We start from the raw sequence: 14,335 nt of genomic DNA on the forward strand, positions 1-14,335 counted from the left end.
GAGAAAGCTGCTCCGATTTAGCAAAACCGCTTACAAGTGGCGCAATACGTCCACTAAAAAAGCGCTCAATAAAGTTTTGGCTTTCTTTTAAGGTGTAGTCGGCGCGCTCCATACACGGCATATAAATATACTGACGACCTTCTTTTTCAAATGTAAGTGCGCCTTTTTTTACTAGTCGACCTAGTAGGGTTTTAATGGTTTTTTCGTGCCATTGCTTATCGTCGCTTAAGCGCTCAATTATTTGGCTCGCGGTGGCGGGGTAGTTAATCCAAAGTGCGTCGAGCACGTCAAACTCTGCTTTTGATAACTCAATCATGCTATTGCCTACAAATGTAATCTTTAATTAAAGACTACGCCTGTAATCTGTAATTGCAAGTTTATTTTTAACTTTTTGAGATGTAATTAAGTGACTTGGTATTAGATTTTTGAAATATCGTTTTTATTAATTTGTATATATTGGTTTTCAGGTAGGTTTAGTTTTGAAAGGGTGAGGTCACTAAATTGCACTCTAAATAAATCAATTACTTTATATCCGCAGTAATGCGCCATTTTACGTATTTGTCTGTTTAGCCCTTGTTTTAAAACAATACTAAACTGATTGCTGGCTATTTTATTTACTTCACAAGGCAGGGTTATGTGTTTATCAACGGGTACGCCTGCTGCCATTTTTTTACAAAAAGCATCGTCTAAAGGCTTATTTACGGTGACTAAATAATGTTTAGGCTGGTGGAAGTCAGGATGTATTAGTTGATTACAAAAATCCCCATCGTTGGTCAAAATAAGCAAACCGCGAGAGTCTTTATCTAATCGACCAATAGGGTAAACGCGGGTGAGTGTGGGCAAATGGTGAATAAGGCTGGCTGGGTCATCAATATTTAATTTGCAGTCAATACCTACTGGTTTGTGGTACGCAAAATAAACTAAATCGGCAGCACCTTTAATTTCTTTTTCATTCACTATTACAATGTCTTGCTCATCAACGTGATCTATATGATTCGCTGGGCGATTATTTACAGTCACAACACCTTCATCAATTAAACGCGATGCCTGTTTACGAGAACAAATACCTGCATGGGCAATATATTTAGCGAGTCGGATTTTTGTGCTCATAACGTGTGACGCCAGCGGCTAATAAAAATTTGATCGTGATTATAGCAAAGCTGCGTATCGATAATGTTAAATAACCAGAACTCAGGTTAAATATAAAAAGGTAGCCAAGATGGGTATTAAATTTTCACAGTTAAAAAAGCACGAGCCGCTACAAAAAGTCATTGTTCACTCGTTAGATATGGCGCTTTATCAAGTATCAGTAATGATTAATAACGTTGAATACTATGTAACAGAAGACAGCGGTGAGTTTTTAAGAGCGCTAAGCCCACTGCATGTTCAAAAGCGTTTTGATAAAATAGCCTATGCGGGAATGGTACTGCGCCAAACAAGCGCTTACGACGAAATGTGCGGACAGCCCGAAAAAACCGGCAGTAATATGCTCGAAGTACCTTACGGTAAAAACAACCTGTATTGATAGAACTAGTTTGCTAGTATCTGCTCCTTTAAGGGCGGAACATGTATCAATTAAAAGCAGATAATACCGACGCGTTAAACTCAGCGCTTCGCACAAAAATGGTTGAATTTAATGCCCAGCATTTTGATGCGCAAAGAGTGCCATTAGGCTATAAATTTACAGATGAGCAAGGCGAGCTTGTTGCCGGTATTAGTGGGTGTGTATTTGGAAATTGGCTGATGATTAGTTGGCTTTGGTGTAGCGATGTAGCGCGAGGTCAAGGGCTTGCAGATAAGTTGCTAACGGCACTTGAACAATCAGCTATTGAACTAGGTGCAACGACCGCTCAGCTTGATACGCTAGATTTTCAAGCAAAACCCTTTTATGAAAAGCGCGGTTATAGTGTTAAGTATCAACTTAATAATTATCCGCGCTCTGGTACGCGCTATTTTATGGAAAAGCCGCTTTAATTTTTGCTGACTATTTTGCTTTTAGTGGCTCGCCTTCAAAGGTAATACCTAAGAATGGCGTTGTCTCTGGCGCTAACATAAAGGTGCGAATGTTCATGTGATCATCACCTTTAGGGTTTTGCAGCACGTCTTCTCGGTAAAACTTACCAAAGCAATCCAACGTATTTTGTTTACTTAAATCGTTTAATTTAGCAAACGCAAAAATTTTACATGAGCCGTTGTTCTCACTCGCAGCGCTAAGTAATCCATGGTTATTAAAGCCACATGCAGTAAAGTCGTAATTTGCTTCAATAACAGCCATTGTATCGGTAAATTGAATGCTTTTTGGGTTTTCAGCAAGTGCTTTTAAATAGTTATTTAGTGTCATGTGTTACCTTTGGATTTTTAATTATTTAGCGCTCAACTCTAGCTCATCTGTTTGCTGATTTATATTGAATTTAAATCGCGATAAAAAGTTCATCCCTAGCAAACCTTGTCCGCGTGTGTTTTCAATGCTCAACACTTCAAAACCATAAATAATTTGCGAGCCCACTTTAAACGATTCAATTTGATAACGTTTTACAACAATTTGACCGTTAGCTGTGTTTACCGTTACATCGCCTAAATACAAAGGTTGTGGCGAAATTTGCTCAATTATACTTGTAGGTAGTGAGGTGATGCTTGCGCCTGTATCAATCATTAGTTCGGTCGATAGATTGTTATTTATTTCGGTGTTTATTAAGTAATGCGCGCCGTAAGGCGTTAAAGCAACAAAGTCGTCTTGCGATTGTGCTTTATTGATCATAGCTTGCAGTGTTTGCACTTGGCTTTTTAGATTGTGCTGGTTTGGCATTCGATCAAGCGTTGCTTGTGCACTAATTAAATCGCCTTGCTGAAAGTAGGCGTACGCAAGCGGATATAAAAACTGCGCGTTATCGCTTTTATAATCAAGCCAAATTTGTGTTTGCTCAATAATAGCTTGCCAATTTTGTTGCTCAGTTAATGTGTGTAATTCGTTTTTAGTGAGCGTATTTAAACGTGTATTTACGTTGTTTTGCTGATCAGCAGGTAGTAATGAATTCAGCTCAAATAAAGCAATAATGGCGTTTTGTGTTTGCTCGCTATTTATTAAATACTCAACCTGTAAATTAAGTATTTCTACGTTGTAAGGGCTGTTATTTAATAGCGCATTGAGAAGCGATTCGCTGAGTAATAAATTGCTATTTAGCCATGTTTTAAGCTGTATCAGCCACGATGAATAAAGGTTTTTTGCACTCTCTGGATTGCTGTTTTTTAACTGTTGATAGCTATTAAGTGCGGCTTCAAATTGGTGTTGTTCAAATTGCTGCTTTGCCGTATTTAGTAACGTATTTTGTTGTTTAGGCGATATGCTTTGCTGGGCACTTTGCGTTTTTTGTGGTGTAGTTAACGCAGGCTGCGGCCATAATAAATAAGCGTTAAGGCTAAGCGAGCCAATTAATAGCAAGGTGATTAGCTTGGTATAGTGGCTCATTGTGACCTCTTATTTTTAAACGAGTTTATACCAATTTTATTAAAACATGATCATTTTATCGCATTAAATAACTCACTAACTGCGTTAAAAATTATTTATATAGAACAACTATATGTCACAATTTTCGCCTTGTTATTGTGCTATTTTCTTAGCGCTATAATAGAACACTTATTTAATGCAATTGGTATTATTTAATAAAGTGCGTTAAAGCATGGATGTTGGCTATTTCAATATCAGCCAGCCCTTTATAGGCATAATTAGCGCCTTGATCGTTTAACCATACCGATTGGCAGCCGGCATTATTTGCGCCTTGTACGTCGGTATCTAGGCTATCGCCAATATGTAAAATATCGCTTTTAGCAACGTTTAAATGTGTGGCTGCTTTATCAAATAAAGTGCTGTGGGGTTTTGCTTTACCGTGCATACCTGCTTGCAGTACGAGTTCAAATTTATCGTGTAAGTTAAAGCGTTCAATTTCAACGTTACCGTTAGTAATCGCAACAAGCGTAAAGTGTTTGGCTAGATTATCTAGTAAGTTTAGTACGTCATCGCTTACGACTATGTTGCTGCGCGCATCGGCAAAGGCGTTATAGGCGGCATTTGCATGGCGCTCTACATCATCTGCGGTAAACCCAAGTTTAGAAAGCGCTAAACGTAGGGTGTGTTTGCGCCATTTAGTTACATCATCTGCGAGATCTGGGTTTTGTATTACGGCAAGTTCGCGACATAGTTGCCAGTACTTTGGACCTTGCTCTTGATAGCCCGGTAGCGCGTTTAAATAATTTTGTTGGGCTTTAACGGCTGCTTTTATAATAGGGTGATTGCTGTATAGCGTGTCGTCTAAATCAAAGCTCATGACAGAAAATGGCTTAATAGCACGATTAAATCGGATCATATTTATTTTCCTAATCAGTTCGTTTTTTTGCGCGAGGGTGAGTGTTGTCGTACACCTTGGCTAAATGTTGAAAATCTAAATGCGTATACACTTGTGTAGCCGACAAACTGCTGTGCCCTAGTAATTCTTGCACGGCGCGTAAATCACCAGATGATTCTAAAATATGTGACGCAAACGAGTGGCGCAGCTTATGCGGGTGAACCTGCGAGCTAATGCCTTGTTTTATTCCCCACTCTTGCATGCGTAGGCGCACTTGGCGAATCGAAATACGATTTTTTTGGCTACTTAAAAATACTGCTATTTCATCGGGCTTTGTAAATTGAGGGCGTATTGTGAGCCATTTTTTTAATGCGTCTAACGCTTTTTTACCCACCGGAATTAATCGCTCTTTATTGCCTTTACCACGCACTAAAATTTCGCCATTAGCAGCGCTAATATCTTGCATGTTAGCGCCAACTAATTCGCTTATACGCAGCCCTGATGAATACATTAACTCCATCATTGCCTTATCTCTAATTGCGAGAGGCTCGTCGTCGGGTATTTCGAGTAAGCGCGCCATTTGATCTACGTCGAGATTTTTAGGTAGGGGCTTTGCAAACTTAGGACCTTTTATACCCACCGCCGGATTATGGTAATGCGATTGCTCGGCAATATTTTTTGCTTTTAAAAACTTATATAAGCTGCGAATACAACTGAGCTTTAAGCTAATTGTACGGCCACTTAATTGTTTTGATCGCAGTGCCATGCTGTAGCGGCGAATATGCTCGCCTTGCACGCCAAACCAGTCGTCACATAATTTACTAAAATAGAGGGCTGCAAAACCAAGTTGGCTTACATATTGGTTTACGGTGTGTGCTGAATATTGTTTTTCGAACTTTAAATAATCGCTAAATAGCGTTATGGGTGTGCGCCAGTTATCGCTTAATTGAGTAATATTAGGTGCGTCGTCACTCATGCAAGTTTTTGTAACCGCAGGTGTAATGCGTTTATAAAGTCGAGTACAAAAAGGTTATCTTGAGCGGGCTCAAAGTGGTTTACGTTATTACTACCAAAGGCCAAAATAGCGATAGGGTGTGTAGTGTCGCCAATTAAATAAATAGCAGCAGATTGTGTATCTTCACTAAATAATTGTTCGCGTTCTTGCTGATTAATACGCCCTAAATAATGCCCAGAATGGGTAAGGCGATGTGCAATAAGTTCGTCGTATTCGGGATTATATTTTACTAATTTGCAGTCGTTAACATCTTCACTTGAGCAAATTATATTGCGCAGGTTATTTGCTAGCGTATCAAAGTCGTCATGATTCCAAAGCTGGCGATGGCACTGGCTAAACAAACGATATACAAGCTCGTTTTGCGTTGCATGCTTGCTCATCGCGTCTATTTGGCTTTTTAAAAGCGTGTTGTGCTCGCGTAATTGGCGTTGCTGAATATGTACCAGCGACGTTGCACCTTGAGCTTGTTGGTGCAGCTCAAGTTGTGCGAGTAGCTCCGGGTGTTGAACCAAAAAATCAGGATGTTGCTGCAAGTAATCAATAACCTGTTCTTTACTTAGCTCGCTCATAGCGCTACTTGTCCGTCGAATACGTGCTCTGCGGGGCCTGTCATGCGTACAGGGTGACCTTCGCCACTCCAACGTACTTGCAAGCTACCGCCTGGTAAATCTACTTGAACGGTTGTTGATAACTTATTTTGCATATGACCAATAACCATTGCTGCACATGCGCCTGTGCCACAGGCTAGGGTTTCGTTAACGCCTCGCTCCCATACCCTTAATTTAATGTGTTCTTGCGATACAACCTGCATAAAACCAATATTCGCTTTTTGCGGAAAGCGTTCGTGGTTTTCAAGCAATGGCCCCAATATATCAACTTGCGCGGTGGTTACGTCGTCAACTTCTAGTACGCAATGCGGGTTACCCATAGATACCGCGCCACTAAATACAGTGTGTTCCTCGGTTCTAATAATATAAGTAAGCTCGCGCTTGCTTGCTTTTAAAGGGATTTTACTGGGTTCAAAGTTAGGATGACCCATGTTAACCGTCACTTGACCGTCTTTTTCTATGTAGAGCGTTAAGTTGCCCGACTTGGTCGACACAGTAATTTTGTGCTTGTTAGTAAGGCCTTTCATGCGTACAAAGCGGGCAAAACAGCGTGCGCCGTTACCGCATTGTTCTACTTCGGTACCATCGGCATTAAAAATTCGATAATGAAAGTCGAGATCAGGAGAATATGGCGCTTCAACCATCAGCAATTGGTCAAAGCCAATGCCAAAATGGCGATCTGCCAGTTTTTTGATTTGATCTCGCGACAAAAAAACATTTTGTGTAATGTTATCAATTACAACAAAGTCGTTGCCTAAGCCGTGCATTTTGGAAAAATTAACTAACATAGCGCTCTAATTCGGTTTTGCTCTGTGCTAATCATGCCACAGAGCAGCGTCGTAACAAAAACGTTTATGGTAAAATTTTCTCACCTTGATAAAGGCTTTCAATAGTTTCGCGTTCACGAATAAGGTGATGATGCTCACCATCTACCATTATTTCTGCAACACGCGGGCGCGAGTTGTAGTTTGAACTCATGGTAAAGCCATATGCACCAGCACTTCGCTGTGCGAGTAAGTCGCCTTGTTTAAGCGCTAGTTCACGATCTTTTCCTAAAAAGTCGCCGGTTTCGCACACCGGACCCACAATATCAAAGTTGTGAGTAGGTGTTTCGTCGTCGCGAACTGATACCGGAATGATTTTTTGCCACGCTTGATAAAGCGCAGGGCGAAGCATGTCGTTCATACCTGCATCTACAATGGCAAAAAATTTGTCTTGGTTTTGTTTAATAAATTCAACTTGAGTAACTAAAATACCTGCGTTAGCTGCAATAGCGCGCCCTGGCTCAAAAATTAGTTCAAGGTGTTTATAGTTAGCTAAGCGCTCGGTAACTTGCGCTGCATATTCACTTGGGTGCGGTGGTTGCTCGTTGTTATATGGCACGCCTAAACCGCCACCAATATCTAAGTGAGTTAGCTCAATACCGTTGGTTTTTAGCTCATCAATAAGCGCCATGAGTTTATCAAGGGCTTCTAAAAAGGGTCTTACTTCAGTTAATTGAGAGCCAATATGGCAATCAACACCAATTATTTTTAAACCAGGTAAAGCCGCTGCTTGTTGATAAACACTCACCGCCGTTTGAATATCAATACCAAATTTATTTTCTTTTAAGCCGGTAGAAATATACGGGTGTGTTTTTGCATCTATATCGGGGTTTACACGAATAGAAATAGGCGCTTCTAAATTAAGCTCACAAGCAACTTCTGAAATTCGCTCAAGCTCAGAGGCTGATTCAACGTTAAAGCATTTAATACCTAACTTTAATGCGTACGCTATTTCGTCAGACGTTTTAGCCACGCCCGAAAAAACCACTTTAGAGGCATCGCCTCCTGCTTTAATTACACGTGCAAGTTCGCCTTTAGATACAATATCGAAACCCGATCCTAAGCGCGCTAATATATTAAGTACGGCTATATTTGAGTTTGCTTTAACGGCGTAACACACCAAGCTTTTATGATTTTTAGTGGCGTTAGCAAACGCTAGGTAATGGCGCTCAAACGTAGCACGCGAGTATACATAACAAGGTGTGCCGTATTGCTGCGCTATGCTTGCCACACTTACGTCTTCGGCAAATAATTGGTTGTTTTTGTAGTTAAAATAATCCATTTATTGCTCCTGACTTTGCTGTGTTTTTGCTTGCTCAGCGGTAGTGGCTGGCTTAGCTGTATTTTGAGGTTGGTTTTGCTCTGTTTGTTGTTCTGGTAAATATAGCGGACCGCTCTGCCCACAGCCAGCTAAGGCGCTTAACAGTACAGTGCTTACTAATAGTTTTTTTAATTGTAAGGTATGCGTCGCTTTCATTAGATTAATATGGTTGCTGGCTTTATAATCGCAGAGTAACAGAATATCTAAAAAATGCAGCTATTCGCGGATGATTTTATTCCTGTTACACTAACAGTACACTTTTAAAGCTAAAACGTACCCAATATTAGGCGGCTCGCCTGCAAAGGAAATAACAATGACTGAACACGAATATCACCAATTAGCCGAAGCTCTTATGTTCACTATTGAAGAGCAAGTTGATGATTGCGAAGCTGATTTAGATTACGAATCGGCACAAGGTATTTTAGAAATTATTTTTCCTGATAAAAGTAAAATAGTAATCAATAAACAAGCGCCTCTTCATCAAGTATGGGTTGCGACTAAGTTTAACGGTCATCATTTTGAAATGCGTGATGGGTTATGGATTGATAACCGTTCGGGTGCAGAATTTTGGGCGTTTATAAATGAAGCATCAACTCGCCAAGCAGGTCAAGAAGTTAAGTGGAAATCAACACTATGAGTTTAGAGTTTGTAGAATACCCAGCTCAAAGCGAGCATAAAGCAACGGTTATTTGGTTACATGGCTTAGGCGATTCTGGGGATGGTTTTGCACCAGTGGCTCCGCAGCTTAATTTACCAAGTGAACTGGGTATACGGTTTGTTTTTCCGCATGCACCAATGCAACCGGTCACCATAAATGGTGGTATGGAAATGCGCTCTTGGTACGATATTAAATCTATAGAATTAGATAAGCGTGCCGATGAACAAGGCGTAAGAGATTCGGCTGCTAAAGTAGAAGAGCTAATCAACAAAGAAATTGCTAATGGCATACCCGCTAATAAAATTATTTTAGCTGGTTTTTCTCAAGGTGGTGTGGTGTCGCTACATTTAGCGCCGCGCTTTGAGCAAAAACTTGGGGGTGTTATGGCGCTTTCTACTTATATGTGTGTGCCGCAAAAATTTGCTGATGAAGCAAAACATACCGATTTAAATGTATTTATGGCGCATGGTAGTCAAGATAACGTAGTACCGCATAGCGCGGGAAGAAGTGCGTTTGAAGTATTAACAGCACATAACATGGATGTAAGCTGGCAAGAATACCCAATGGCTCATCAAGTTTGCGCAGAAGAATTGCAAGCTATTCGCCAATGGTTAATTGCTCGTTTAAGCTAATTTTGGAACCGCTGAGGTCAATATGAGTCAAAAAATAGTTATTAAAGCAAATGTTAAACGCGAACTACAAGAGAGTGTACCAACGGTAAGCTACGAGTGGAATTGGCGTCGTATTGTGAGTATTGCTATGTTGGTATTAATGACCTCTGCAGCAGTTGTATATGGCTTAACAACCTCAGCCAGTGCAGAGCAAGGTGAGCATCCAAATGAGCAGGAGCAATTTTTAAGCTTTAGCAGTAACGCTCAAAACCAGACAAACGTTGAAGTAACGGATGTTGAGCCTGAATCATCAATAAACAACATTCCTAACGAGTCCGCAGAGATAACGCAAACGAGCATTGAACCGTTATTAGCTGCGCAGAATGAAGTTGAGCAAAGCATATCAAATAATGCACCTGATAAAGTGAATCCAGTAAATAATGATACAGTTTTATTAGCTAGCAACGATATTGTGATTGATCAAAGTGAGAGTATTAATACAGAGTTAAACTCAAACCTTGATAATGATGCGCAGGAAGAAACCGAAGAAGCTGAAAATATAGCTGAGTATGCTGATCAGAGTGACTTACTTTTAGATCAAAAAAGCGATGATGGTGCATTGAGTGGTACTGAAGGTTTTTCGCCTACAGCACAAGTGGCAAGTGTGGCATTAGGCGCGCAAATAGACACAGATAAAATTAGCCGTGCGGTACTTACTCGTAAAGTAAGTAAGCGTGAGCCTACTAATGTGTTTGCGGCAGATATTAGGTTAAGTCAGTTTGATGAAGGGTTATCGTTTTTTAGCGAGATTAAAAACCTTCAAGGGCAGCAAGTTAAACATGTTTGGACGTTTGAAGATGAAACTATGGCTGAAATTACACTCAATGTTACTTCGCCTCGCTACAGAACCTACTCAACAAAAAATATTATGGACACACAAACAGGCCACTGGCGTGTTGATGTTGTAGATGAGCAAGGTAATTTAATTGCCCAAAAAGAATTTAGAATTTTAGCTGACTAAAACTAGCTAAACGCAGTAATTAATTGGATACCCTTATGACAGAAAAAACAAAATTAGTACGCATCGCAACTCGTAAAAGTGCTTTAGCACTTTGGCAGGCCGAATTTGTAAAAGCTGAACTTGAGCGTTTTCATGCAGATGTACGCGTAGAATTAGTCCCAATGTCGACGCAAGGGGATATAATTTTAGATACGCCTTTGGCCAAAATTGGCGGTAAGGGTTTATTTGTTAAAGAGCTTGAGCAAGCCATGTTAGATGGCCGAGCTGATATTGCCGTACATTCTATGAAAGACGTACCAGTAGAGTTCCCTGACGGATTAGAGCTGTATACTATTTGTGAGCGTGAGGATCCGCGAGATGCGTTTGTATCAAACAATTTTGCTAATTTAAACGCTCTACCACAGGGCGCTATTGTGGGCACTTCGAGTTTGCGCCGTCAGTGCCAAATTAAAGCACTTCGTCCTGATTTAGATATTCGTGATTTACGCGGTAATGTAAATACGCGTTTAGGTAAGTTAGATGATGGCCAATACGATGCTATTATTTTGGCTGCAGCAGGGCTTATTCGTTTAGAAATGGAGTCGCGTATTGCCGACTATATTGAGCCAGAAGTATCATTACCGGCAAATGGTCAAGGCGCTGTAGGTATTGAGTGCCGTATTGATGATGAAGTAACAAAAGCATTACTTGCACCACTTGAGCATACTCAAACACGTATTCGCGTAAATGCAGAGCGTGCGATGAATCGCCATTTAGAAGGTGGTTGCCAAGTGCCTATTGGTGCTTATGCATTAGTTGATGGCGAGCAGGTACATTTGCGTGGTTTAGTGGGTGCTGTTGATGGCAGCGAAATTTTACGCGACGAAGTAACTGGTCATGTAAATGATGCAGAAAAACTAGGCATTGAGCTTGCTAAAAAATTACTAGCTCAAGGCGCAGACAAAATATTAGCTGAAGTTTATAGAGACGCATAAATGACACATATTCTGATAACTCGGCCCGAAGGAAAAGGCGCAGCCCTTGCACAGCAATTAGAGCAAGCGGGTTATCAGGCGTCTTTGTTTCCGGTATTAAAAATAACGCATTTAACACCCTCTAGCACCGAGCTGAGTCCGCTGTTAAATGCGGACAAAATAATATTTATATCGCAAGATGCAGTCAGTGCGCTTGCGCAACTAAAACCAGATATAAATACAAAAGCGCAGTTTTATGCGGTAGGCCAACAAACAGCCGACACAATATATGAACAATTTGGTGTGCGTGCTGCATTGCCTAAATCTAAGCAATATGATTCAGAGGGGTTACTGGCTCTAAAATCACTTGCTCAGGTTGATGGTAGTAATATAGTTTTGGTTAAAGGACAAGGCGGTCGCCCAGATATAGCAAAAGTGCTTAAAGAGCGCGGTGCTTTTTTAAATAATTGCGTAGTGTACAAACGTGAACCGATAAGTGAATTAGGTGGTAACTGGACTGACCACTGGAAAAGCAATAATGTACACGGTATAGTCATAACAAGTAATGCAGCAGTCGATGCCATTTTTACTCCCCTTGCTGCACCACAACTACAATGGTTACAACAGTGCCAATTTTATGTTGCCAGCGAGCGCATTGCCGCATATTTACAGCAACAACAAGTAAGTTTGGCTAATATACATATTGCAGCAGGAGCTAGCGATGACGCTATGTTTACCTGTATTAATCAGCAAGGTAGCAACATGAGCGAACAGTCAAAGTCAGTTACGGCAGAAAAAGCCACATCAACAATAGCTAACCCGGCCTCAGCTAAATCAGCTAAGCAAGAGCCAGCAGCTACAAAAAATACGACAGAAAAAAACAAACAAAAGGTAAGTAAGGTTGCAGCACTTGCGCTTCTTATTTCGTTAATTGTGGCCTCTGGTGTTGGATACGAGTTTTATCAAAAATTAAATGCTGGTAAGGCGCAAAACCTAGCCGTTAATGAGTTAAGCGAGCAAAATAAGTTACTCGTTCAAGAGCTGCAAGCACTTAAATCGGCGCAATCTAATTTGCAGCAAGCGCTGTTTAATAGTGAGAAAAAAGTAGCCGCAACCCTAAGTGAAAGTGCAGCTCAAAATCAGCAAGAACTAAAAGCAGCCCTGCAAAAAGCGCAGCAACAAGGCTCGTCTTTAAACCCACAAGAAGTAACCAGCTTACAGCGTATGGCTGAATTTAAACTATGGGCTGAAAAAGATTACCAAGGCACTAGTGCTGTTTTAAAGCGCTTAGATGCATTACTTAGCGAACACCCAGGAACAGTTGAAGTTCGCCAAGCTATTATGCAAGACATACAAACACTTGATAGCCTTAAACCTATAGCAACAGAGGCTATTTATTTACAGCTAAACAGTGCACTTAATAGCGTTGATAATTTAGTTTTTAATGCGGTTAACTTGCCAGAAGAAGCGGCTGCAATAGATGAAAATGCTTTAAGTGATGACGTGAGTGATTGGCAGCAAAACCTGAGTAATAGCTGGAATAAAATTGTGGATAGCTTTATTACTATTCGCCAGCACGAAGGTGTTTCCATTGAGCCATTACTTACAGATCAAGAGCGCCATTTAATTAATCAACGAATCAAGCTTAATATAACTCAGGCACAAGATGCACTTATGAGTAAGCAGGCGAGTATTTTCTTTAGCGCCTTAAGTGAAGCAAAACGTTTAGTTGGTGAGTACTTTAAGCAAGACGATGATGCAACCAAAACGGTACTTAAAGCGTTGTCTAAACTCGAAAAAGAGCAGCTTAATTTTAATCCAAAAATAACCTTAAATAGTACACAAAAGGTTAAGGAGTGGGCGCAATGATAGGGCTAATTATTTTAATTGTAGCTATTGTTGTTGTACTAGCGGTTACTCCATTTGTGCTAGATGAAAAAGGTTATGTACTTATTTCATTTAACAATACGACGATAGAAGGCACGATAGTATCGTTTTGTATAATGGCAGTCATTACCGCTGTTGTTTTATATTTAACATATAAGCTAATCCGCTACTTATTATCGATTTATCATAATACTAAACATGGCTTTTTTGCACGTAGCCAAGAGCGCAAACAAGTAGCTATTGAGCAGGCTCTGTGGAGTGCTATTAATGATGATTATGAGCATGTAGAGCAGGCTCTATCGGGTAATAGCGTACCAGATAAGTTTGAAGATATTCGCTTAGCATTACTTGCAAAAGCAGCGCTTGCTAATAATCAAACAGATAAAGCACTTGAGCGTTTATTTGAAATAAGCCCAGAGCATCAATTAAAAGTAGCAAAGCTATGGTTGGCAAGTGGCGACAGTAGCGCGATTGAATCACAAATGCGTATTAGCGCAGAAGCTAAAAAAGCCACCGCACTTGAGTTAAAACTTTATGCAGAAGTATTAGTACAGCAACAACACTTTAGTGCGCTGGAAGATTTTTTGCCGCGTTTATTACGCAAAAAAGCACTTACTGATGCACAGTGGACGCAGTTATTTAGTGCCTACTTTAATGCGTTAGATGCAGACAAACTGAGTGAAAAATATAAACAGCTACCGAAAAAGCTGCAAGCTCATGCCCACACCGCATATTTAATGCAAATGGCGCAAGCAGGTCAATTGGCTGTTATCGAAAGTGACTTAATTAAAATGGTTAAGCATAATGAGCAACACTTAGAGCTTGCCAATATATTAAGTAAAGCAACAGCAGCCGACGCGCCTAAGTTGCAAATAAACATACAAGAACGCCTTAAAAAGGATGATTCAAATAATTCACTATTACTTGCGCTGGCTTGCCTTGCTAATGCTAAAGGTGATTATGACTTAGCAGCTAGAATTTTTGATAAAGCACTGAATAGTGACAATAAAAAACAGTTCTCTGAACAAGCTGTTTTAAGTTATAAAAATAGTGCACAAGCAGAAAAGGCGCTCGTTTTATATCAATAAATGACTACA

The 14,335-nt window shown here is 40.3% G+C and carries 18 protein-coding genes; 8 read left to right on the top strand and 10 right to left on the bottom strand.

Going from position 1 to position 14,335, the window contains the following annotated elements:
* The coding region (locus GQR46_RS00455; protein WP_165739319.1) for a BlaI/MecI/CopY family transcriptional regulator at nucleotides 1–316 on the bottom strand (316 nt) is incomplete at its 3' end.
* Nucleotides 317–417: 101 nt separating this feature from the next.
* Nucleotides 418–1,110: a pseudouridine synthase gene (locus GQR46_RS00460; RefSeq protein ID WP_024589641.1), complete on the bottom strand. Its 693-nt coding sequence runs from the start codon at nucleotides 1,108–1,110 to the stop codon at nucleotides 418–420.
* Between the two features lie 109 nt (nucleotides 1,111–1,219).
* On the opposite strand from GQR46_RS00460, the gene GQR46_RS00465 reads away from it, so the two are divergent.
* A complete protein-coding gene (locus tag GQR46_RS00465; RefSeq protein WP_024609954.1) occupies nucleotides 1,220–1,525 on the top strand; it encodes a DUF6482 family protein in 306 nt (101 codons plus the stop codon).
* A gap of 41 nt (nucleotides 1,526–1,566) precedes the next feature.
* Entirely contained in the window at nucleotides 1,567–1,974 is a 408-nt protein-coding gene (locus GQR46_RS00470; RefSeq protein WP_165729333.1) for a GNAT family N-acetyltransferase, read from the top strand.
* A 10-nt stretch (nucleotides 1,975–1,984) separates the two neighbouring features.
* On the opposite strand, the gene GQR46_RS00475 is transcribed toward GQR46_RS00470, so the two are convergent.
* The 8 genes from GQR46_RS00475 to GQR46_RS00510 all read right to left on the bottom strand — a co-directional run bounded on the left by GQR46_RS00475 (nucleotide 1,985) and on the right by GQR46_RS00510 (nucleotide 8,264).
* Nucleotides 1,985–2,341, bottom strand: a complete 357-nt coding sequence (locus GQR46_RS00475; protein WP_039486892.1) for a HopJ type III effector protein — start codon at nucleotides 2,339–2,341, stop codon at nucleotides 1,985–1,987.
* 21 nt (nucleotides 2,342–2,362) lie between these two features.
* A complete protein-coding gene (locus tag GQR46_RS00480) occupies nucleotides 2,363–3,466 on the bottom strand; it encodes a retroviral-like aspartic protease family protein (RefSeq protein WP_165739321.1) in 1,104 nt (367 codons plus the stop codon).
* Between the two features lie 187 nt (nucleotides 3,467–3,653).
* Nucleotides 3,654–4,361, bottom strand: a complete 708-nt coding sequence (locus GQR46_RS00485) for an HAD-IA family hydrolase (protein ID WP_165726236.1) — start codon at nucleotides 4,359–4,361, stop codon at nucleotides 3,654–3,656.
* 10 nt (nucleotides 4,362–4,371) lie between these two features.
* Nucleotides 4,372–5,316, bottom strand: coding sequence for a tyrosine recombinase XerC (locus tag GQR46_RS00490; protein WP_007580545.1), 945 nt, complete (start codon nucleotides 5,314–5,316; stop codon nucleotides 4,372–4,374).
* Nucleotides 5,313–5,924 (bottom strand): DUF484 family protein, encoded by a 612-nt coding sequence (locus GQR46_RS00495; RefSeq protein ID WP_165739323.1) that lies wholly within the window; start codon nucleotides 5,922–5,924, stop codon nucleotides 5,313–5,315. Before GQR46_RS00495 ends, GQR46_RS00490 begins: the two co-directional genes overlap by 4 nt.
* Complete coding sequence (dapF, locus tag GQR46_RS00500; RefSeq protein WP_024589649.1) at nucleotides 5,921–6,751, bottom strand: diaminopimelate epimerase; 831 nt, start codon at nucleotides 6,749–6,751, stop codon at nucleotides 5,921–5,923. The genes GQR46_RS00495 and dapF overlap by 4 nt, the downstream gene beginning before the upstream one ends.
* Before the next feature lie 64 nt (nucleotides 6,752–6,815).
* Nucleotides 6,816–8,069, bottom strand: a complete 1,254-nt coding sequence (gene lysA / locus GQR46_RS00505; RefSeq protein ID WP_165739325.1) for a diaminopimelate decarboxylase — start codon at nucleotides 8,067–8,069, stop codon at nucleotides 6,816–6,818.
* The gene (locus tag GQR46_RS00510; RefSeq protein WP_165739326.1) at nucleotides 8,070–8,264 is read right to left on the bottom strand and encodes a lipoprotein; all 195 of its coding nucleotides are present in this window, start codon (nucleotides 8,262–8,264) and stop codon (nucleotides 8,070–8,072) included. It lies immediately after the preceding gene.
* A gap of 157 nt (nucleotides 8,265–8,421) precedes the next feature.
* Here GQR46_RS00510 and cyaY point away from each other — a divergent pair, with 157 nt between their 5' ends.
* The 6 genes from cyaY to GQR46_RS00540 are packed head-to-tail and all read left to right on the top strand — an operon-like array spanning nucleotide 8,422 to nucleotide 14,326.
* Nucleotides 8,422–8,745, top strand: a complete 324-nt coding sequence (gene cyaY / locus GQR46_RS00515) for an iron donor protein CyaY (protein WP_165739327.1) — start codon at nucleotides 8,422–8,424, stop codon at nucleotides 8,743–8,745.
* Nucleotides 8,742–9,398, top strand: coding sequence for a dienelactone hydrolase family protein (locus GQR46_RS00520; protein ID WP_165739330.1), 657 nt, complete (start codon nucleotides 8,742–8,744; stop codon nucleotides 9,396–9,398). Before cyaY ends, GQR46_RS00520 begins: the two co-directional genes overlap by 4 nt.
* A 22-nt stretch (nucleotides 9,399–9,420) precedes the next feature.
* Entirely contained in the window at nucleotides 9,421–10,398 is a 978-nt protein-coding gene (locus GQR46_RS00525; RefSeq protein WP_165729327.1) for a DUF2914 domain-containing protein, read from the top strand.
* A 35-nt stretch (nucleotides 10,399–10,433) separates the two neighbouring features.
* Nucleotides 10,434–11,372, top strand: coding sequence for a hydroxymethylbilane synthase (gene hemC / locus GQR46_RS00530; RefSeq protein WP_165739333.1), 939 nt, complete (start codon nucleotides 10,434–10,436; stop codon nucleotides 11,370–11,372).
* Nucleotides 11,373–13,220 (top strand): uroporphyrinogen-III synthase, encoded by a 1,848-nt coding sequence (locus tag GQR46_RS00535; RefSeq protein WP_165739335.1) that lies wholly within the window; start codon nucleotides 11,373–11,375, stop codon nucleotides 13,218–13,220.
* Nucleotides 13,217–14,326: a heme biosynthesis HemY N-terminal domain-containing protein gene (locus GQR46_RS00540; RefSeq protein ID WP_007580562.1), complete on the top strand. Its 1,110-nt coding sequence runs from the start codon at nucleotides 13,217–13,219 to the stop codon at nucleotides 14,324–14,326. Before GQR46_RS00535 ends, GQR46_RS00540 begins: the two co-directional genes overlap by 4 nt.
* Nucleotides 14,327–14,335: the final 9 nt, after the last annotated feature.

The organism is Pseudoalteromonas sp. Z1A6 (assembly GCF_011378745.1).
Taxonomy (GTDB): domain Bacteria; phylum Pseudomonadota; class Gammaproteobacteria; order Enterobacterales; family Alteromonadaceae; genus Pseudoalteromonas; species Pseudoalteromonas arctica.